This is a genomic window from Collimonas sp. OK607, assembly GCF_900111995.1.
Taxonomy (GTDB): Bacteria; Pseudomonadota; Gammaproteobacteria; order Burkholderiales; family Burkholderiaceae_D; genus Collimonas.
The window spans coordinates 137851-157327 of the sequence record NZ_FOKF01000007.1; the positions used below are offsets into that span (position 1 = coordinate 137851).

The following is a 19477-nucleotide window of genomic DNA, read 5'->3' on the forward strand; positions in this document are numbered from 1 at the left end:
CCCGGACCAGGAGAAAACCATGTCTACCGCTAACCTGCACAAGCAACGGAATCAACAACAATTGCGCGATGATTTCTTAAACATCAAACGCGAGAAAAAGCTGCGTAATCGCGATGCCGCCGCCGCGATCGGAGTCACCGAAGGCGAAGCCATTGCAGCCTGCGTCGGCGTCGAGACAATCCGCCTGCTGCCGCGTTTTGTCGAATTGTTTGAAGAAGTGCCGCTGCTCGGCCCGGTCATGGCGCTCACCCGCAATGACAGCGCCGTACATGAAAAGGACGGCGCTTATCAAAAGATGAGCCACAACGGCCAGGTCGGCCTGGCGCTCGGCGAAGCCATCGACCTGCGGATTTTCTACAGCCAATGGCGCTTCGCTTGTGCGGTGATTGAAGAGATCGCACGCGGTGCCGAAAAGACATGGCAAAAAAGCCTGCAGTTCTACGACCTGCACGGCGAGGCAGTACACAAGGTGTTCTTGCGCGAACACAGCGATCACGAAGCCTTCGATGCTTTGGTAGCGCGCTGGCGCGATCCTGAACAACAGCCTGGCATGACGGTCGAACCTGTGCCGCCGGCAGCCATTGACACCCCGGATTCAGAAATCGATGGCGACGGCTTCCGCGCCGCCTGGAAAGGCATGACCGACACGCATCAGTTCTTCGGCTTGCTGCGCGGTTTCGGCGTCAGCCGGACACAGGCGCTGCGACTGGCGCCGCCACAGTTTGTACGCCAGGTCGACAACAGCGCTACCCGTACCATCCTGGAACAGGCTGCCGCCAACACGTTGCCTATCATGGTTTTCGTCGCCAACCGCGGCATGATCCAGATCCACTCCGGCGCAGTCGCCAACGTCAAGGTAATGGGACCCTGGCTAAACATACTGGACCCGGGCTTCAATCTACATCTGCGGGAAGACTTGATTGCTTCGAGCTGGGTAGTGAGCAAGCCAACCAGCGACGGCGAAGTCACCTCGCTCGAACTGTTCGACCATGAAGGCAATACCATCGCGATGCTGTTCGGCGTACGCAAACCGGGGCAGCCGGAACTCGCCGCATGGCGCGCAGCGGCCTTGAGTTTGCCGCTTGCAGCAAACATGGCGGAGGCGTAAACGTGAAACCGCACCTCAATGCACAACGGCGCTTGCTCTTAAGCGGCGGCGCGGCCGGCATGCTGTTAAGCGCCCTGCCCGGTCTGGCTGCAGTCAAGACCGAAACGGCCACTGCGCCGCGCCGGGTAGTGGTGGCCGGCGGCGCCATCACCGAGGTGGTGTATGCGCTGGATGCCGGCGCGGTCCTGATTGGCGCCGATACCACCAGCACCTATCCCGCCGCAGCGCTGGCGTTACCCAAGATGGGCTACCAGCGCGCATTGTCGGCTGAAGGCGTGCTGTCGCTGCATCCCGATCTGTTACTGGCGTCTGCGGATGCCGGCCCACCGGCCACGCTGCAGCAGATTGCCGCAGCCGGAGTGCGAGTGATCCGGCTTGGCGAGCGGCATGACGTAAATACCGTACGCGAGAAAATCACCGGTGTGGCCTCCGCTCTGGACTTGGCGCCACGCGGTAAAGTACTACTGCAACGCTTCGACAGCGAATGGCAAACCGCATTGGTTGCGGTTCAAAATCAACGGCCGGCCAAGCCGCCGCGCGTCCTGTTCATCCTCAGTAATAGCGGCACGCAAGCCATGGTTGCAGGCCGGGATACAGCAGCCGACGCCATGATCCGTTACGCCGGAGCGGTCAACGCAACTTCAGATGGCAAGGGTTTCAAAGGTTACAAACCCCTGACCGCCGAAAGCGCGGTTGCCAGCGCTCCCGACATCTTGTTGATTGCCAGCGAAAGCCTGGCGGCGATAGGCGGCATCGACCGTTTGCTGGCCAGCCCCGGAATTTCCCTGACGCCGGCAGCCAAAGCGCGGCGGGTGGTGGCCGATATGGATTCATTGTTGCTGCTGGGGTTCGGTCCGCGTCTGCCGCAAGCGCTGAGCCAGCTGTCCACCCAACTGTATTCCTGACCATTGATCATTGACCAACGCTGCGATGTCATCCTCATTTCCTAGCATCTTGCCCGGTTCTGCAGTCTCAACACCCCCTGTCCCCGAGTTGCCGCGCAAAAGCCGGCAACGCATGGTGCTGGCGGGCCTGTTGGTACTATTGATCGTCACCACGCTGTTATGCGCCGCATTGGGCGCTTATCCAATCAATCCCTGGCGCATCCCGCTGCTGCTGTGGCCTGGCAGTCAACTCGACATGGACGATACGCAAACCCGTGCGGTATTGATGGATATCCGCTTGCCGCGGGTGCTGCTGGCGATCCTGGTCGGTTGCGGCTTCGGCGCTGCAGGCAGCGCCATGCAAGCCTTGTTTCGCAATCCGCTGGCCGATCCGGGCCTGATCGGCGTCTCCAGCGGCGCTGCGCTCGGGGCGGCACTGACCATCGTGCTGGGCACCACTCTATGGCCGAACGCATTGCGCATGGTCGGCATTTACGCGCCGATGCTGGCTGCCTTCATCGGCGCCCTGGCGGTGGCAATGCTGGTGTATAGGATCGGTGCTGCTCGCGGCCGTCTGGCGTTGCCTCTGCTACTGCTGGCCGGGATCGCCATCAACGCCATCGTCGGCGCTGCCATCGGCCTGCTGATCTACGTCGCCAGCGACGACCAGTTGCGCACACTCACTTTCTGGAATCTCGGCAGCCTGGCCGGTGCACAGTGGTCCTTGCTGGCAGTGGCGACGCCGGTGGTGGTATTCAGCATCGCCGCCCTGGCGCGCCATTCCGCGGCGCTGAATGCCATGTTGCTGGGAGAAGCAGAAGCCATGCATCTGGGCGTGCCGGTACAAGCCATCAAACGCCAGGTGCTGATTGCCAGCGCGCTGTGCGTCGGCGCACTGGTGGCTTGCACCGGCACTATCGGTTTCATCGGCTTGGTGGCGCCGCATTGCATCCGCCTGGCATGCGGTCCGGACCAGCGCGTGGTGTTGCCCGGAGCGTTGCTGTTCGGCGCCATCCTGACCTTGGCTGCAGACCTGATCGCACGCACCGTTGCAGCCCCGGCTGAAATGCCTTTGGGTATCCTTACTGCGTTGCTAGGCGGGCCGTTCTTCATGGTGCTGCTGTGGCGTCGGCGCGGGCAACTGGGTCTCTAACCAATCTGGAATAACACGATGTTAATGGCAAGCGATCTCTCAATGCGGCGCGGCAGTAAAACCATCTTGCGCAACCTCAGCCTGCATATCCGGCCGGGCGAAATTGTCGCCCTGCTGGGTCGCAACGGCGCCGGTAAAAGTACGTTACTGAAAGCCATGTCCGGCGAGTTCCATGGCAAGCTGCAAAATAGCGAAGCACAACTAACCGGACATATCACGCTCAACGGCACTCCGCTTACGCAACTGACGCCGCAGCAACTGGCCACTACCCGCGCGGTCTTGCCGCAAAGCGTGCAATTTTCTTTTCCATTCACGGCCATGGAAATCGCGTTGCTGGGCCGTTATCCGCATGGCGGCGGTGGCAGCATGAATGACCGCCTGATTGCCATGGAAGCGCTGGCGCTGGCCGGCGCCGCCACACTGGCAGAGCGCGACGTCACCACACTCTCCGGCGGCGAGTTGGCACGGGTGCAATTTGCCCGGGTGCTGGCGCAATTGCGGCCACAACATGGGCATGGTCAGTCGCAGCCTGCCGCACGCTATTTGCTGCTTGATGAACCGACAGCAGCACTGGATCTGGCGCATCAGCACCATTTTCTCAGCACTTTGCGGCATTTGACGAAAGAATGGAATATCGGCGTACTGGCTATCATGCACGACCCCAACCTGGCGGCGCGCTATGCCGATCAGCTAGCCTGGCTGGCGGATGGCACCCTGCTGGCGCAGGATACGCCGGCACTGACCATGACGCCGCATATCGTCAGGACTTGCCTGGGGATTGATGTCGACGTAGTCCGGCAAGCCGGTAAGCCGCCGTTTGCGATGCCTTGCATGGCCTGATATCGATCGGCGCGGCTCCTGCCAGAAGACAACGCCGAAGATGCTATTTCAGCTTTCGTCGTCGGGCGCCAATTCCGGCTCCGGCTCTTTACCCAACAGGCGCTGCGCTGCATCGCTCGGCAACGCTTCCACCGATTTCAGCTTGCGCGCCATCTGGCGGGTGCGCACTTCCGCCTGATCGATATTCTTGGCGGCACGTTCCAGCGTCAATTTGGTTGCGGCCAACACGTCGCCGAACTTGCCGAATTCGGTCTTCACCGCGCCCAGCACTTGCCATACTTCGGATGAACGTTTCTCCAGCGCCAGCGTCCGGAAGCCCATCTGCAGGCTGTTCAGCAAGGCCGACAAGGTAGACGGCCCGGCAATGCTGATCCGGTGCACCCGCTGCAATTCATCGGCAAGACCGGGGCGGCGCATGACTTCGGCATACAGGCCTTCGGTCGGCAGGAACAGGATGGCGAAATCGGTGGTCAGCGGCGGTGACAGGTATTTCTCGGCAATCGTCTTGGCTTCGCCGCGCACCGCGCGCTCCAGTTCGCGCGAAGCAAGCGCCACACCCTCGGCATCGGCGCGATCAGCAGCGTCGGCCAGGCGTTCGTATTGTTCTTTCGGGAATTTGGCGTCGATCGGCATCCACACCGGCGTGCCGCCATCGTCATTGCCAGGCAGCTTGATGGCGAACTCGACTCGCTCGCCACTGCCAGGGACAGTTTCCACATTCTTGGCATACTGTTCCGGCGTCAGCACCTGCTCCAACAGCATTTCAAGCTGGACTTCACCCCAGGTACCGCGCGTCTTGACGTTGGTCAGCACGCGCTTGAGGTCGCCGACGCCGATGGCCAGTTGCTGCATCTCGCCCAGCCCTTGATGCACCTTTTCCAGGCGATCAGAGACGATCTTGAACGATTCGCCCAGGCGCTGCTCCAGCGTTGCGTGCAATTTCTCATCCACGGTCTTGCGCATTTCTTCGAGGCGCAAGCCATTGTCGTTTTGCAGATCCTTGATCTTGGCTTCTAGCGTGGCGCGCACTTCTGCCATCCGCTGCGCATTCGATTCGGTGAGTGCCGCCAACGTCTGGTTCAGCGTATCGCCGAAGCGTTTGAGCGACTGCGCCTGTTCTTCGCGATTGGTCTGCGCCTGCTGGTTCATCGCCAGGCGCATACTGTCGAGCTGCTGGGCGTTGGTTTCGTTGAGCTTGACCAGTTGCTGGGCAAAGGTATCGATCTGGTTGTTTTGCAAAGTCGCGACGCTGGTCATTTGCGCCGCCAGGGTTTGCTGCAACTGGCCGAAATTACTGCCCAGCTCCTGGCGCATGCCTTGCGCGCTGGTTTGCACCTCGCTGCGCAGTTCGCGTTGCTGGCGCTCGCCGATATCTTGTTGGTGGCGTTGCAAATCACTCTGCAATTGCTGCAGTTGCTGCGCCGGATCCGTACCGCGTGAATTGCGTACGATGGCGATAATCTGCAGCACGATGATAACGGCGGCAACGGCTAGCAAAATGAGCAACTCTGATGATGTCATGTGTTCCTGAATTGATTGAAAACTGCGAAATTGTAAATTGCTGGACTGTTGGCTAGAGCGAAATCACGGGTGGACGTCGGCTTTGTTGCGCATCCAGTCCGCGGTCTGGAAGAACGATGTCAGCAAATGCTCCTGCAGCCGCTCCCCCATGCCGACATCCTGCATCGCCAGCGCCATGCAGCGCAGCCACTGGTCGCGCTCCGGCGAGGCGATCGCATACGGTAAATGACGGGCGCGCAGGCGCGGATGGCCGAATTGTTCTATATACAAATCGGGGCCGCCGCTCCAGCCGCTTAAAAACCAGTAAAATTTGTCGCGCGAACCATCCAGCGTAGTCGGATGCAAGGCCCGGATCACCGAAAATTGCGGCTCCAGGTCCATCAGGTCGTAAAAACGGTCGACCAGTTCGCGCAACTTATCGGCGCCTCCTATCATGTCGTAGAGGCTGGCCTGTTGCTGATCCGCCGGCTCGGTGGCGGAAGTGGTGTTTTCTGTAGTCATGGGGAAAAATAATAGCGTAAGCCGGCATTATCCCCGAAATGACGTTACAGGGTGTCGAATCAAATCGCGCAACTCAAGCTTCGCGCAAGGTTTGCAAAGGCGGTTGATTCAACACATGCCGCAATCCGACCCAGCCGCCGGCAAACGTGCAGATCGCACCGATCGCCATACCGGCCAGCCATACCAGCGGGCTGAAGGTCCAGGTAAAGTTGAATACGTAGTGCGCCAGAGCCCAGCCGATCGCCGCGGCGCCGCTGGCCGCCAGGAAACCGGCGAGACTGCCGATCAAACCGAATTCTATCCATTGCGATTGCGACAATTGCTTGCGGGTTGCACCCAGCGCGCGCAGCAAGCCGGCTTCGCGGGTCCGTTCGTCTTGCGATCCGACAAGTGCCGCATACAGCACCAACGCACCGGACAACAACGTAAACAAGAAAAGGAACTCAACAGCCGCCACAACCTGATCAATCACGCCCTGGATCTGCTTGATGACGCTACCGATATCAACCACCGTCAGGTTAGGGAAATCGCGTGTTAGTTCATTGCTGAAATTGGCATGAGCATCCGGCAAATTGAATGCGGTGATCCAGGTTTGCGGCATATCGGCCATCAGCTTGGGATTGAGAATCACAAAGAAATTGACGCGCATCGAACCCCACTCCAGCTTGCGCAAACTGGTAATCGGCGCACTCACCAGCTGGCCGGCGATATCGAACTGCAGCGTATCGCCAAGCTTCAGGTTCAAGGTTTTCGCCAAGCCCTCTTCAACCGAGGCGGCGGCTTGCGTATCGTCAAACCAGCGGCCGGCGCTCACCGTGTTCTGGGCCGGCACCTGATTCATGGTGGACAGGTTGAATTCGCGGTCGACCAGGCGCTTGGCCTTGTCTTCGGGATAGGTATCGGCGGTGATCGGCTTGCCGTTGACCTGGGTCAGGCGGCCGCGAATCATTGGGAACAACTGCGGCTGGGCGATACCAATCGCTTGCAAGCGGTGCGTAATCTCGGCGCGTTGGTCATCCTGGATATTGATCACAAAACGGTTAGGAGCGTCAGCCGGCGTCGCCTGGCGCCAGGCGCCGACCAGATCGCCGCGGATGACCGTCAGCAGCAGCAAGGCCATCAAACCCAGCGACAAGGCGACAATTTGCACGATGGTGGCCACCGGCCGCCGCTGCAGAGCAGTCAACGCAAAGCGCCAGCTTGGATTACGCGACAGACTACGCACATGGCGCGAGGCTTTCAGCGCCAGCCAGCCCAGCAAGGCGAACACGGCAAAGCCACCCAAAAACCCGAGCGCAGTCAGCAAACCCAGTTTCACATCGCCTGCCTGCCACAACAGCAAGCCGATGAACGTCAGCGTACCAAACCCGTAGGTAGCCAGCACCAGCGCTTGCGGCGCATCTTGCTCGCGCCGGATCACGCGGTTATGCGGTACATTGCGCAGTTGCAGGATAGGCGGCAAGGCAAAGCCGATCAGCAGCAGCATGCCGGTGATCAAACCTTGCAAAGCAGGCATCACGCTGGCGCTCGGCAAATCGCTGGCGACAAATTTCCCCAGCAGATCGAGCAACATGAAATGCGCGCCGAAACCGAGCGCTACGCCTATCAGGCTGCCGGCCAGGCCAATCAGCAGAAATTCCAGCAAATACAATTGCGTCACCTGGTTTTGCGTCAAACCCAGGCAGCGCAACATGGCGCAGGCGTCCAGGTGACGCAGCATGAAGCGGCGCGCTGCCATCGCTACCGCAACTGCCGCCAGCAAGGCTGACAACAAGCCGACCAGCGACAGGAATTGCTGGCCGCGATCCAGTGTCGCGCGCATTTCAGGACGACCGTTTTCCAGGCCCTCGATGCGCACGCCTTTGAGGTTTTCGCGGCTGATATCGCTCTCTACCCATTTCTGGAAATCCTGCACCTGTTGCGGGGCGCCGGCCAGCAGCAAACGATAGGTAACCCGCGAGCCGTCCTGGATCAGGTTGGTGGATGCCAGATCGGCCATCGACAACATCACGCGCGGTGCAAAATTGATGAAACCGCTACCACGGTCAGGTTCGACCACCAGCACTTTGGCGATCTTGAAAGTACGGTCGCCGAGCTTGAGCGGATCGCCCACCGCCAGGTTCAGCGCGGTCAGCATGTTGGAATCCAGCCAGACTGTGCCTGCGGCAGGAATCTCCCGGGTCTTGGCGTCCGTCCCGCCGACGCTATCGGCGACCACCAAGGTGCCGCGTAGCGGGTAACCGGCGCTAACCGCTTTCAGGGAAGCCAGCTGCGATCTGGCGCTGTCGCCATCGCCGGCGATGGCCATGCTGGGAAATACAACCGTGTCAGCCAAGGTCAGTTGACGGCGTTCTGCCTCTTTGCGCCAGTTGGGGGCAATGCGCTGATCGCCTGAAATAAGCAGGTCGGCGCCCAGCAACTGATGCGCATCGCGGTTCATCCCGGCTCGCATCCGGTCTACAAAAAAGCCGACTGCCGATAAGGAGGCAACGGCCACAATCAAAGCGATCAGCAAGAAACGTAACTCACCTGCGCGCCAGTCGCGCTGGGTCATGCGTAAGGACTGCAAAAAAATCATGTGGCGAGCCTTTGAAATACCCAACGTAATCCGCGCCACAACTTAGGCAGTAGCCAGATCGCAAACAGGAAAAACAGGAACAGAAACGCAAACAACAGCCAGGGATGGAAAAACGCCGCCCATAAACCCCCGAGCACAGTCGCATCTTCGGAAAACGAAGCGGCCCAGTTGCTCAAAGGCTCCGGCGTGGTGTTGATCATTGCCCGGCTGCCGGCCTTGGTAGCGTGCGCACCTAGCGCAAAAGTGCCGCCGATCAGTGCCGCCACCGTGGTCCAGGCCGGATCCATGTGGCCCATGGCGGCTACCGCGAGGATGGCGCCGGCCGGAATCCGGATAAAGGTGTGGACCGCGTCCCAGACTGAATCAAGTCCGGGAATCTTATCCACCAAAAACTCGATGGCTGCCAGCAAGCCGGTAACACCGATCACCCATGGAGATTCCAGTATCTGCAGCGCCTGTGGCAGATCGATCCAGCCGAGGCGGCCGAACCAGCCGGCGATGAACAGCGCCATATACAGGCGGATGCCGCTGGCCCACGATAAGCCACCGGCCAGCGCAGCGCTGGAAAGTGTATCAATCATGATGTCCCCTCTTTCTCCGGATTCAATCTGATTTCAGTGTTACAGGTAGCGTAACGTAAACCTGCATCAGGCGCGCAAGATTAGCTATCTAGCAGACAAAAATCGGCCGCAGGAGTTCGACAACCCTGCAAATCGACAACACACGGGAAATAACGAAAAAGAGGATGGTCGCCGCCAAACTGTGGCGGCGCCAGGGAATTACTTGGAATCGACCAGCGGTGCAACCTGCACATCGCCGCATTGGGCACGATGCCTCAGGGCATGATCCATCAGCACCAGGGCCAGCATGGCCTCGGCAATCGGTGTCGCGCGGATTCCCACGCAGGGATCATGACGGCCGAAAGTCTCGACCGTGGCCGGATTGCCCTGCTTGTCGATCGACTGCCGCGGCGTGCGGATGCTGGATGTCGGCTTGATGGCGATCGACACGGTGATGTCCTGGCCGCTCGAAATGCCGCCCAGGATGCCGCCTGCATTATTGGTCAGGAAACCGTTGCGGGTGATTTCATCGCCATGCTGCGATCCCTTTTGCGCCACCGAGGCAAACCCGGCGCCGATTTCCACGCCTTTGACAGCATTGATACCCATCATGGCGTAGCCGATTTCGGCATCCAGCTTGTCGTACAAAGGTTCGCCCAAGCCAACCGGCACCTTGGAGGCGACGACATCAATACGGGCGCCGCAGGAATCGCCATCTTTGCGCAACGCATCCATATATGCTTCAAGTTCGGCGATCTGGCTTACATTGGCGGCAAAAAACGGGTTATTCGGTACATGGTCCCAGGACTCGAAAGCGACAGGGATTTCGCCCAACTGGCTCATGCAGCCCTTGAAAGTGGTGCCGTATTGCTGCAGCAGCCACTTCTTGGCGATGGCCGCAGCACCCACCATGGGCGCCGTCAGGCGTGCCGACGAACGGCCGCCGCCGCGCGGATCGCGGATGCCGTACTTTTGCCAATAGGTAAAATCGGCGTGGCCGGGGCGGAAAGTGTCGACGATATTGCCGTAATCCTTGCTACGCTGATCCTGGTTGCGGATCAACAGCATGATCGGGGTGCCGGTGGTCTTGCCTTCATAGACGCCGGACAGGATTTCCACCGTGTCCGGCTCCTGGCGCTGGGTAACGTGGCGGGAAGTACCCGGCTTGCGGCGATCCAGGTCGGGTTGGATATCGGCTTCGGACAATTCCAGTCCCGGCGGGCAGCCGTCGACTATGCAGCCGATGGCCGGGCCATGTGATTCGCCGAAATTGGTGACGCTAAACAGACTGCCGAAGGTATTGCCGGGCATGATAATCCAGATAAAAAAGGGCTGAAAAATGTGATTTTACCAGCGCAGGCGCCGTGATAGTGAATCGGGCGTCACAAACATTGCTTTTTTATCACCAAATAAAGGATGGGCGTAAAGAAAAATAGAAATGTCCGCTTTTTGAATGACTTTTTTAAGGTCTATGCGACGAGCAGCACGAACTAACCGGGGTCAGAGTGAACTTTCGGTATGTTTTACCGCCGAAACTTCACTCTGACCCCGCTTAGTGGACCACGGAGCAGTAGTCATAAAACACAAAGAAACAAACCTGCGACAAGTGAAGTGCAGTTCTCCGAATCCGTGATGTAGGGTCAGAGTCAAGTTTCGTGATAAAACCTGCGAAAGTCGACTCTCGTATATTGAGCATGCCGCATCACTATGCCGTCGATTCGCAACCGAATGGGGACAGCGGAATTTACTGCCAGGCGCCGCGCAAAGTCTGCACTTGCTGCTGCAAATATTCCGGCGTCGCCTGAGTCGGTGCTACCGCTTCGCCCACCGTCAGCTGCAAGGCCGATAGCGGACCGCGCTTGAACGAACGTTGGAAGGGATTGCCCGCGCTGCGGGTCCACATGCTGCCCCACAAGCCACTCAATGCCATCGGGATCACCGGCACTGGCGTGCGGTCGATGATTTTCTTGATACCGCCGCGAAATTCGTTCATTTCGCCGGTGCTGGTCAATTTACCTTCCGGGAAAATGCAGACCAGGTCGCCATCTTCCAGCGCAGCGGCGATTTGCGCGAAAGCGCGTTCCATCAGCTCCGGATTTTCCTTGGCTGGCGCAATCGGAATCGCCTTGGCGGTTTTGAACAGCCAGGCCAGCACCGGAATTTTAAAAATCCGGTGATCCATCACAAAACGGATGGGCCGCGGACTAGCCGCCATAATCACGATCGCATCGACGTAACTGACGTGGTTACACACCAGCACCGCAGCGCCTTCGTCCGGGATACGGTCGCGGTTCACGGTATGAACCCGATGAATGGTATGAATCACTATCCAGGCCACGAAACGCACCAGGTATTCCGGCACCACCGTGAAAATATACAACGCGACGATGGCATTGAGAATCGCGGTAACCAGGAAAATCTGCGGAATCGTGAAGCCGAAGCTCAACAGCGTCATCGCCACCAGCGCCGCCGCCACCATGAACAAGGCGTTCATGATATTCATGCCGGCAATCGTGCGCGACAGATGCCGGCGGTCGCAACGGGTCTGGATCACTGCGAACAGCGGCACGATATACAACCCGCCGAACAAGCCGATCATCACGCAGTCGAACAGGATCCGCCAGCTGCCATGCTGCTGCACGAAACCGGCCATGTCGACCATGGTGGTATTGGTATAACCCAAACTGGCAAGAAACAGGTCGAGGCCAAACACCGACAGGCCGATCGCGCCAAACGGCACCAGACCGATTTCCACCTTATGGCCCGACAGGCGTTCGCACAGCAGTGAACCGGTGCCGACGCCAAGCGAGAATACCGTCAGCAACAGTACAAAAACGCTATGGTCGCCATGCAGGTAGTTTTTCGCATACAACGGAAACTGCGCCAGTACTATCGCACCGTAAAACCAGAACCACGAATTGGCCAGCATGGCCAGGAACACCGGCCGGTTCTTACGGGAAAATCCCAGGTTGCGTACCGTTTCGGTAATCGGATTCCAGTTGATCTTCAACGCGGGTTCGGCGGCCGGTGTCAGCGGAATGCCGCGGCTGAACAGCCAGCCGATGATCGCAATCGCCAACGTCCCGCCCGCCACCAGTTCGATACCCCACGGCTTATGCACCACCAGCACCGCGCCCAGCACTTCACCCAGCAGGATGCCGACGAAAGTTCCCATCTCGATAATACCGTTACCGCCGACCAGTTCATCCTGGCGCAGTTGCTGCGGCAGATAGGCGTACTTGACTGGCCCGAAAATCGTCGAATGGACACCCATGCCCACCACCGCCAGAACCAACAGCCATAAGCTATGCGTCATCCAACCCACGGCAGCGATCGCCATGATGACAATTTCCAGTACCTTGACATAACGCGCCAGGCGCGATTTCTCGAACTTGTCGGCAAGTTGGCCGGCGGTCGCCGAAAACACCACAAACGGCAAAATGAACAAACCTGGAATCAGGTTGTTCAACAGATTGACATCCATGCTGGTCCAGCTCAGCGCTTCGTAAGTCAGGATCGTCAGCAAGGCGGTCTTGAATACGTTGTCGTTGAAAGCGCCAAAGAACTGGGTCCAGAAGAAAGGAGCGAAGCGTCGCTGGCGCAGCAGGGCAAATTGACTGGATTTGGACATAAGTGGACTAATGGGAAGGGGCGCGCCTTGGCAGCGACGGATGTATTACTGTTTTAATATTTTTTTAAAACTTACGCAATTACGCAAAAAAACCGTTTGCGGCATCTCCCTGCCACAAACGGTTCCTGACAAGCTTTAACAAACCTTATTCGTCGGCGTTGGACGGCCAGTCGCGAATATAGGCTTTCAGCATCTTGTTTTCAAAACCCTGGGCATCCAGCACCGCCTTGGCCACGTCATAGAACGACATCACGCCCAGCAAGGTACGGGCATCCATGATCGGCACATAACGTGCGTGGCGCTCCAGCATGATGCGGCGCACTTCATTGACTTCCGTATCGGGCGTGACGGTGATCGGGCTGTCGTCCATATGCTTGCGCACCGTGTTGCTGCCGACCGCACCGCCGTTCTGGTGGATCGCGTTCATCACTTCACGGAAAGTCAGCATCCCCACCAGCGTACCGAACTCCATCACTACCAGCGAACCGATATCTTTTTCCGCCATCGTATTGACGGCGTCGATCAACGGCGTTTCCGGCGTCACTGTGTAGAGAATATTGCCTTTGACTTTGAGGATCTCAGAAACTTTCATGGGGCCATCCTGCCTTTGCTTGAGTTATGCTTACTTTATGCTTACTTATATCCAGAATGTAGCTTAAGCCAGACTAAAAATCTACCGCGCAGCGTAGCACGAGTAGAACGAGTTCTCATATTTCAAGAATAGAAGGAGACAGCAAACACCATGAGCGCCCCCCACTACCCCGGCTTCGACACCCTGTCGCTGCACGCCGGCAGCGTCCCCGATCCGGCCACCGGCGCCCGCGCCACACCGATCTACCTGACCTCTGCCTTTGTCTTCAAGGATTCCGACCACGCTGCCTCGCTGTTCAATATGGAACGCGCGGGCCATGTGTATTCGCGCATTTCCAATCCCACCAACGCTGTGCTGGAAGAACGCATCGCCGCGCTCGAAGGCGGCGTGGCCGGGATTGCCGTCGCCAGCGGCCAGGCGGCCATGCATCTGGGCCTGGCCACCATCGCCGGCGCCGGCTCGCATATCGTGGCGTCGCGCGCCTTGTATGGCGGTTCGCACAACCTGCTGTCCTACACCTTGAAACGCTTCGGCATCGAAACCACCTTCGTCGATCCGAGCGACCTGGATGCCTGGCGCGCGGCGATCCGGCCGAATACCAAAGTATTGTTCGGCGAGACGCTCGGCAATCCGGGGCTGGACGTGCTGGATATCCCGCGTATCGCGGCCCTGGCGCATGAGCATTATCTGCCGCTGATGGTCGATGCCACGTTTACCACGCCGTACCTGTTGCGCCCGTTCGATCATGGCGCCGACCTGGTGTTCCACTCGGCCACCAAGTTCCTGTGCGGCCACGGCACTGCAGTAGGTGGCCTGCTGGTGGACGGCGGCACTTTCGATTGGCAGCAAGCGTATGAAAAAACCGGCCGCTTCAGCGAATTGTGCGAGCCGTACGAAGGTTTCCACGGCATGGTGTTTTCGGAGGAATCGACAGTCGCACCGTTTTCCTTGCGCGCCCGCCGCGAAGGATTGCGCGATTTCGGCGCAGTGATGAGCCCGCACAATGCCTTCGCCATCCTGCAAGGCATCGAGACGCTGGCGCTGCGTATGGAAAAGCATGTCGCCAATACCCGCAAGGTGGTCGAATTCCTGGCGGCGCACGCTGCGGTGGAGTCCGTCGCCTATCCGGAATTGCCTTCGCATCCCGGCCATGCGCTGAGCAAGACACTGCTGCCAAAAGGCTGCGGCGCGGTGTTCTCGTTCAACCTCAAGGGCGATCGCGCCGCCGGCCGGCGCTTGGTGGAATCGCTCAAGATATTCTCCCACCTGGCTAATGTCGGCGATGCCAAATCACTGGTCATCCATCCTGCTTCGACCACCCACTTCCGGGTTCCGAGCGAGCAACTGGCGGCCTCGGGCATTACCGAAGGCACCTTAAGACTGTCGATAGGCCTGGAAAATGTCGAGGATCTGATTGAGGACCTGGCCTACGGCCTGAAGATGTCACAACGCGCCGACCGGAAGGAAAAATGAGATGTTACTAAAAACACACTTCCGCGGCACAGATTACGATACTTATTGTTATACCGGCGGCAAAGCCTTCAACCCGGCTTTGCCGACTGCGGTGTTTATCCACGGCGGTCAAAACGACCATTCTGTCTGGATCTTGCAAACCCGCTATTTCGCCCATCACGGCTTCGGTGTCCTGGCGGTGGATCTGCCGGGGCATGGGCGTAGCCAAGGCCCGGCCTTGGACACCATCGAAGAATTATCAGACTGGCTGAATTCGTTGCTGGATGCTGCCGGGGTTACCAAAGCGATCCTGATCGGACACAGCATGGGCTCGCTGATTGCACTGGAAAGCGCCGGTCGGGCGGCCAGCTCCACACGCATCGCCGGCATTGCACTGGTCGGCACCGCCTATCCGATGAAAGTCGCCGATGCGCTACTAGATGCCGCAAATAATGCGCAACAGAGCGCAATCGACATGGTGAACATCTGGTCGCACTCGACCATTTCGCCCAAACCCTCGGCCCCCGGCCCGGGATTCTACGTACAGGGAGCCAGCCAGCGCCTGATGCAGCGCATTGCCCGCCAGTCCGACAGCAAGCCGACCGTGTTCTATACCGACTTTGCCGCTTGCAATGGCTATGCAAATGGCGAACAGGCATCGCAAGCCGTGACTTGCCCTACCCTGTTCCTGCTCGGCCAACGCGATGTCATGACACCGGCCAAAGCCGCGGCCGGCCTGATTGCTGCGATCAAGCATGCCAAGGTAGTGCAGGTCGAAGCCAGCGGCCACGCATTGATGGCGGAACAGCCGGATGCCGTACTGGATCATTTGTTCAAGTTTGCCAGGGCGGCGCTGCACTCTTCCTCGGCGGTTGCAGCTGCCATCAAGGGGGATTAAGCTTAAAGAACAGTAACTTCGAGGAGACGCCATGCCTACCGTACTTGAAAAGAAATACGAGACGTTTGCCGAGTTTTATCCGAGTTACCTGAGCCAGCACAGCAATCGCACTTGCCGCCAGCTGCATTTCGCCGGCTCGACACTGGCTCTGCTGGCGTTGGTCGCGCTGGTGCTGACCGGCGCCTGGTACTGGTTGCCGGTGGCGCTGGTGTGCGGTTACGGTTTTGCCTGGATCGGCCATTTCGTGTTCGAAAAGAACCGTCCCGCCACCTTTAAACAACCGCTCTACTCTTTACTTGGCGATTGGGTCATGTATTGGCAGATGCTGACCGGCCAGGTTTCTTTTTAATTAATTATGTAAAAAACGGCTCACAGCAATGTGGACCGTTTATCCCTTAAAATAGCAATTAATTTACATTTAGACATTACGACAAACAACAATCGAATGCCCACAAAACAGCTCCGGTTTGTAATTAATTACACACGCCCGACTTACAAAAATCTGCCGCAAATCAGCTATTTCTGGATCCCTGGCTTAGGACAAGGCGGCACTCTCAAGCTGCGGATGTTTTAATCCGCCCTCGGTAAAATACGCGGCCAGTGACTGCTCCAGGCCTTGTTCGATGGCCGCTTCAACCTGCCAGGCCAACGCTGACCCGGTCGCCTTGTCCGCCATCAGGTTACACACGAACAAACGGTAGATATCGGCCAATTGCAGCACTTCCGGATTGGCCAGCAAAATCCAGCCATCGACACTGACACGCACTTTACGCCCCCACTGGCTTCTGGCCGGCGTCTCGGTTTGCACGCAGCCGACCCAACCGATCTCCAGCATTTGCTGCAGCAGGCTTTCCGACTCATCGAAACCCAGCCGGGTTGCGCGCCGTATCTGGGCCGCATCCACGGCGGCTGAATTGCCCTCGGTCCTGGCTTGATACAGCACGCCCAATACCGCCATCGCGTCGACGAAAGCGCTGCCCGGGGTCGGCACATGCCACCAGCGCTCATATTTCACTACCGGCAACGCCGCCACCAGCAAGGCGCCGACCAGCGTGATCATCCATAGCATGTAGATCCACAACAAGAAAATCGGCAAGGCGGCCAAGGCGCCGTAGACCATGGTATAGGTCGGAAACTTGATCACATAGGCGGCAAAGAAACGCTTGGCGATTTCAAATGCGATACCGGCCAGCAAGCCGCCCCACACCGCATCGCGCCAGTCCACCCGTTGATTCGGCACCGCCACATACAGCAGGGTAAACGCACCGGTAGTCAATGCAATCGACACCAGCGTATAAAACCAGTTGCCGACCCAGCTCATGACCAGCCCATTGGTAGCCGCCGAGATATTGGAAGTGACGCTGATCGAAATCCCGATCAGCAGCGGCCCCAGCGTAATAATCGCCCAATACACCAGCACCCGGTGGATCCATGGGCGTTGGGTCTTGACCCGCCAGATACGGTTGAACACATGGTCGACCGTCGACATCGTCAAGACCGAAGTCACGATCAGCGCGATGCCGCCGACTGCTGACAATTTGGCCGATTTACTGGCAAACTGATTGAGAGAATTGAGAATCGTATCGGAGAACCCACGGGGCATCAGGTTTTGCACGAAATACTGTTCCAGCGAGGCGCGGAAAGTGCCGAACAATGGAAAAACGGTAAAGATCGCCAGCGCGATGGTCAGCATCGGCACCAGTGCCAGAATCGAGGTAAAGGTCAGGCTGCCTGCCACTTGCGGCAAGCGCTCCTCATCCAGGCGGCGCGCCGCGAACCGAAACAGATCGCGCAATTCCGACCTGGTCAAGCCGCGTAATCCGGAAAATTTTATTGACTTCATGTTTTACCTAATCTTGCCCGCCCGCGTTGCCGCCGAGCTTCGCGATCCAACGCGTATTTGCAGCGTGAACCGACGCTAAAGCGCCCTATAATACCAAAATGAGCTCATCCAATATTAACGTTAATACACCAATTCTGGTTTTGTACTACTCCCGCCATGGTTCGACCCGCAAGCTGGCCGAATTGATAGGCCAGGGAATAGACGCCGTGGCCGGCTGCGAAGCACGTTTGCGCACGGTACCGGCGGTGTCGACCGTAACCGAAGCCAGCGCCCCCGATATCCCGTCGGAAGGTGCGCCCTATGTCGAATTGGCGGATCTGCATGAATGCCAGGGCCTGGCGCTAGGATCGCCAACCCGCTTCGGCAACATGGCCTCCGCCATGAAGTATTTCTGGGACGGCACCAGCACCGACTGGCTAGCCGGCACCCTGGCCGGCAAGCCGGCCTGCGTGTTCACCTCCACCGGCAGTTTGCACGGCGGCCAGGAATCGACGTTGATATCGATGATGACGCCCCTATTGCACCATGGCATGCTGGTGATGGGCCTACCCTACACGCTGCCAGAATTAATGACAACCGCCAGTGGCGGCACGCCGTACGGCGCCAGCCACTGGTCCGGCATGAACGGCACGCATCCAATCTCTGCCGAGAGCCGCATACTAGCGATCGCCCAAGGACGGCGCCTGGCAGAAACCACCTTGAAGTTAAATCCCAAGCGCACCACAGCGAGGGCATGATGACCACCAAACTAAAACCCGGCGTATCGACCCACCCCCTGCCACATGCAGCACGCCAGCCACGCTTCTTCTATTTCGGCGCAGTAGGCAGCCTGCTAGCCCTGATCGCACTCGGCCTGGCCTGGGAACTGGCACTGGCGCCGCTACGGCCCGGTGGTTCCTGGATGGTATTGAAAGTAGTTCCATTGCTATTTCCGCTACGCGGCGTATTGAAGCGCGACGTCTACACCATGCAATGGGCCTCGATGCTGATCCTGATCTATTTCACCGAAGGCATAGTACGCGCCACCAGCGACAGCAATCTTTTGTCCAGCAGGCTTGGCTGGGTGGAAACAGCTCTTAGCTGCATTTTTTTCTTGTGTACGATTCTTTATTTGCGGCCTTATAAAAAGGCGGCTAAGGAAGTAGCTAAGCAAGCGATCAAGAAGGCGTCGCAATAGTAAAAAATTACCGGGGTTGCGGTTGCGGTTGCGGTTGTTTTTGAAGTGGCTTTTGAAGTTGAAGTCCGCATTGGGACGCTGCCAAATGTGGCCTCGGGAATTGTGGGAAGACATGTTTGAGCGCAGCGAGTTGGTCTTTCCACCCGACTGGCACGCGCCACATTTGGGGACCTGACCGAAGGGAAGGCAGTGGCTTTGCGGTCGCCTTCTTTTGGTTATTTTTCTTGGTGCCCGACGAGGGGCGAAGCAAGAAAAGTGACTAGCCGCCGGGCTACCCCCGGCATGCATCCACGGAGCAATTACCGTTTTAAGTAACGATGAAACCTCGTCGCATGCCACGGCATGTACTCCGTGGGCCACTAAAAGGGGTCAGAGTAATTTTCGCAAAGGACGCGAAAAAAAAACTCTGACCCTGACCCTTCCCCTCAAATAACAACATGAATAGCCATAGAGCGCAGGGTATGAATTGCCTGGTTAATTTGCGAGATTGGGATCTGTCGGGGTGCTTCGCGCATCCACCACAGTGCGAGTGAGAGGATGGACAAGGTCTGTTCGGCTTTGTGCCGGCTACCGTATTGGATCTTGAACCCCTGATGTTGCGCGGTTAATCCGATGATCCAGAGCGCATACATGGCGAGTGCTCCGATCAATAGCAGAATGGAAAAACGCAGTGGATCACGCGTTTGACTCTGAGATAGTCCCAATCCAAATTGGGCATTTTTGATGTCACGAAAGGTCT

17 protein-coding genes and 1 pseudogene are annotated in these 19477 nt (G+C 58.2%); 9 read left to right on the forward strand and 9 right to left on the reverse strand.

Annotation, left to right across the window (positions count from 1 at the left end; translation table 11 throughout):
- The first annotated feature begins 19 nt into the window (after positions 1-19).
- Genes BM029_RS07480 through BM029_RS07495 form a run of 4 tightly spaced genes read left to right on the forward strand, consistent with a single transcriptional unit; the run spans position 20 to position 3985 of the window.
- Positions 20-1108 carry a hemin-degrading factor gene (locus BM029_RS07480; protein ID WP_092434288.1) on the forward strand — a complete coding sequence of 363 codons (1089 nt, stop codon included), beginning with the start codon at positions 20-22 and terminating at the stop codon, positions 1106-1108.
- Between the two features lie 59 nt (positions 1109-1167).
- Positions 1168-2013 (forward strand): heme/hemin ABC transporter substrate-binding protein, encoded by an 846-nt coding sequence (locus BM029_RS07485; protein ID WP_371329096.1) that lies wholly within the window; start codon positions 1168-1170, stop codon positions 2011-2013.
- Positions 2014-2038: 25 nt separating this feature from the next.
- Positions 2039-3145: a FecCD family ABC transporter permease gene (locus BM029_RS07490; protein WP_092434221.1), complete on the forward strand. Its 1107-nt coding sequence runs from the start codon at positions 2039-2041 to the stop codon at positions 3143-3145.
- Between the two features lie 18 nt (positions 3146-3163).
- Complete coding sequence (locus BM029_RS07495) at positions 3164-3985, forward strand: heme ABC transporter ATP-binding protein (RefSeq protein WP_092434224.1); 822 nt, start codon at positions 3164-3166, stop codon at positions 3983-3985.
- A 48-nt stretch (positions 3986-4033) separates the two neighbouring features.
- On the opposite strand, the gene BM029_RS07500 is transcribed toward BM029_RS07495, so the two are convergent.
- From BM029_RS07500 to BM029_RS07530, 7 genes are all read right to left on the reverse strand, one after another.
- Positions 4034-5506: a DNA recombination protein RmuC gene (locus tag BM029_RS07500; protein ID WP_092434227.1), complete on the reverse strand. Its 1473-nt coding sequence runs from the start codon at positions 5504-5506 to the stop codon at positions 4034-4036.
- A 63-nt stretch (positions 5507-5569) separates the two neighbouring features.
- Positions 5570-5941, reverse strand: a complete 372-nt coding sequence (locus tag BM029_RS07505; protein WP_371329097.1) for a group II truncated hemoglobin — start codon at positions 5939-5941, stop codon at positions 5570-5572.
- Between the two features lie 139 nt (positions 5942-6080).
- Positions 6081-8582: an ABC transporter permease gene (locus tag BM029_RS07510; protein ID WP_092434291.1), complete on the reverse strand. Its 2502-nt coding sequence runs from the start codon at positions 8580-8582 to the stop codon at positions 6081-6083.
- A complete protein-coding gene (locus BM029_RS07515) occupies positions 8582-9166 on the reverse strand; it encodes a DUF4126 domain-containing protein (RefSeq protein WP_092434233.1) in 585 nt (194 codons plus the stop codon). The genes BM029_RS07510 and BM029_RS07515 overlap by 1 nt, the downstream gene beginning before the upstream one ends.
- A 198-nt stretch (positions 9167-9364) precedes the next feature.
- A complete protein-coding gene (gene aroC / locus BM029_RS07520; RefSeq protein ID WP_092416298.1) occupies positions 9365-10456 on the reverse strand; it encodes a chorismate synthase in 1092 nt (363 codons plus the stop codon).
- Positions 10457-10889: 433 nt separating this feature from the next.
- Complete coding sequence (locus BM029_RS07525; RefSeq protein ID WP_092434236.1) at positions 10890-12776, reverse strand: MFS transporter; 1887 nt, start codon at positions 12774-12776, stop codon at positions 10890-10892.
- 145 nt (positions 12777-12921) lie between these two features.
- Positions 12922-13368: a CBS domain-containing protein gene (locus tag BM029_RS07530; RefSeq protein WP_092416296.1), complete on the reverse strand. Its 447-nt coding sequence runs from the start codon at positions 13366-13368 to the stop codon at positions 12922-12924.
- Positions 13369-13518: 150 nt separating this feature from the next.
- On the opposite strand from BM029_RS07530, the gene BM029_RS07535 reads away from it, so the two are divergent.
- The 3 genes from BM029_RS07535 to BM029_RS07545 are packed head-to-tail and all read left to right on the forward strand — an operon-like array spanning position 13519 to position 16067.
- The gene (locus BM029_RS07535; RefSeq protein WP_092434238.1) at positions 13519-14841 is read left to right on the forward strand and encodes an O-acetylhomoserine aminocarboxypropyltransferase; all 1323 of its coding nucleotides are present in this window, start codon (positions 13519-13521) and stop codon (positions 14839-14841) included.
- Position 14842: 1 nt separating this feature from the next.
- Positions 14843-15718, forward strand: coding sequence for an alpha/beta fold hydrolase (locus BM029_RS07540; protein WP_092434241.1), 876 nt, complete (start codon positions 14843-14845; stop codon positions 15716-15718).
- Between the two features lie 31 nt (positions 15719-15749).
- Complete coding sequence (locus tag BM029_RS07545) at positions 15750-16067, forward strand: Mpo1-like protein (RefSeq protein ID WP_092434244.1); 318 nt, start codon at positions 15750-15752, stop codon at positions 16065-16067.
- Positions 16068-16253: 186 nt separating this feature from the next.
- On the opposite strand, the gene BM029_RS07550 is transcribed toward BM029_RS07545, so the two are convergent.
- Positions 16254-17561, reverse strand: coding sequence for a YihY family inner membrane protein (locus tag BM029_RS07550; protein ID WP_092434247.1), 1308 nt, complete (start codon positions 17559-17561; stop codon positions 16254-16256).
- A 98-nt stretch (positions 17562-17659) separates the two neighbouring features.
- On the opposite strand from BM029_RS07550, the gene wrbA reads away from it, so the two are divergent.
- Positions 17660-18298, forward strand: coding sequence for an NAD(P)H:quinone oxidoreductase (gene wrbA, locus BM029_RS07555; RefSeq protein WP_092434249.1), 639 nt, complete (start codon positions 17660-17662; stop codon positions 18296-18298).
- The gene (locus BM029_RS07560; RefSeq protein WP_244544951.1) at positions 18295-18738 is read left to right on the forward strand and encodes a DUF2069 domain-containing protein; all 444 of its coding nucleotides are present in this window, start codon (positions 18295-18297) and stop codon (positions 18736-18738) included. Before wrbA ends, BM029_RS07560 begins: the two co-directional genes overlap by 4 nt.
- 425 nt (positions 18739-19163) lie before the next feature.
- Here BM029_RS07560 and BM029_RS07565 read toward each other — a convergent pair.
- A pseudogene (locus tag BM029_RS07565) lies at positions 19164-19477 on the reverse strand (IS4 family transposase); the annotation flags it as partial.

Excerpts from the sequence above, each read along its gene's own strand:
- BM029_RS07480 (WP_092434288.1), top strand. The coding sequence starts at position 20 with ATGTCTACCGCTAACCTGCACAAGCAACGGAATCAACAACAATTGCGC.
- BM029_RS07545 (WP_092434244.1), top strand. The coding sequence starts at position 15,750 with ATGCCTACCGTACTTGAAAAGAAATACGAGACGTTTGCCGAGTTTTAT.
- BM029_RS07500 (WP_092434227.1), bottom strand. The coding sequence starts at position 5,506 with ATGACATCATCAGAGTTGCTCATTTTGCTAGCCGTTGCCGCCGTTATC.
- BM029_RS07535 (WP_092434238.1), top strand. The coding sequence starts at position 13,519 with ATGAGCGCCCCCCACTACCCCGGCTTCGACACCCTGTCGCTGCACGCC.
- BM029_RS07525 (WP_092434236.1), bottom strand. The coding sequence starts at position 12,776 with ATGTCCAAATCCAGTCAATTTGCCCTGCTGCGCCAGCGACGCTTCGCT.
- BM029_RS07530 (WP_092416296.1), bottom strand. The coding sequence starts at position 13,368 with ATGAAAGTTTCTGAGATCCTCAAAGTCAAAGGCAATATTCTCTACACA.
- BM029_RS07495 (WP_092434224.1), top strand. The coding sequence starts at position 3,164 with ATGTTAATGGCAAGCGATCTCTCAATGCGGCGCGGCAGTAAAACCATC.
- wrbA (WP_092434249.1), top strand. The coding sequence starts at position 17,660 with ATGAGCTCATCCAATATTAACGTTAATACACCAATTCTGGTTTTGTAC.
- BM029_RS07485 (WP_371329096.1), top strand. The coding sequence starts at position 1,168 with ATGCTGTTAAGCGCCCTGCCCGGTCTGGCTGCAGTCAAGACCGAAACG.
- BM029_RS07550 (WP_092434247.1), bottom strand. The coding sequence starts at position 17,561 with ATGAAGTCAATAAAATTTTCCGGATTACGCGGCTTGACCAGGTCGGAA.
- BM029_RS07540 (WP_092434241.1), top strand. The coding sequence starts at position 14,843 with ATGTTACTAAAAACACACTTCCGCGGCACAGATTACGATACTTATTGT.
- BM029_RS07505 (WP_371329097.1), bottom strand. The coding sequence starts at position 5,941 with ATGATAGGAGGCGCCGATAAGTTGCGCGAACTGGTCGACCGTTTTTAC.
- BM029_RS07490 (WP_092434221.1), top strand. The coding sequence starts at position 2,039 with ATGTCATCCTCATTTCCTAGCATCTTGCCCGGTTCTGCAGTCTCAACA.
- aroC (WP_092416298.1), bottom strand. The coding sequence starts at position 10,456 with ATGCCCGGCAATACCTTCGGCAGTCTGTTTAGCGTCACCAATTTCGGC.
- BM029_RS07515 (WP_092434233.1), bottom strand. The coding sequence starts at position 9,166 with ATGATTGATACACTTTCCAGCGCTGCGCTGGCCGGTGGCTTATCGTGG.
- BM029_RS07560 (WP_244544951.1), top strand. The coding sequence starts at position 18,295 with ATGATGACCACCAAACTAAAACCCGGCGTATCGACCCACCCCCTGCCA.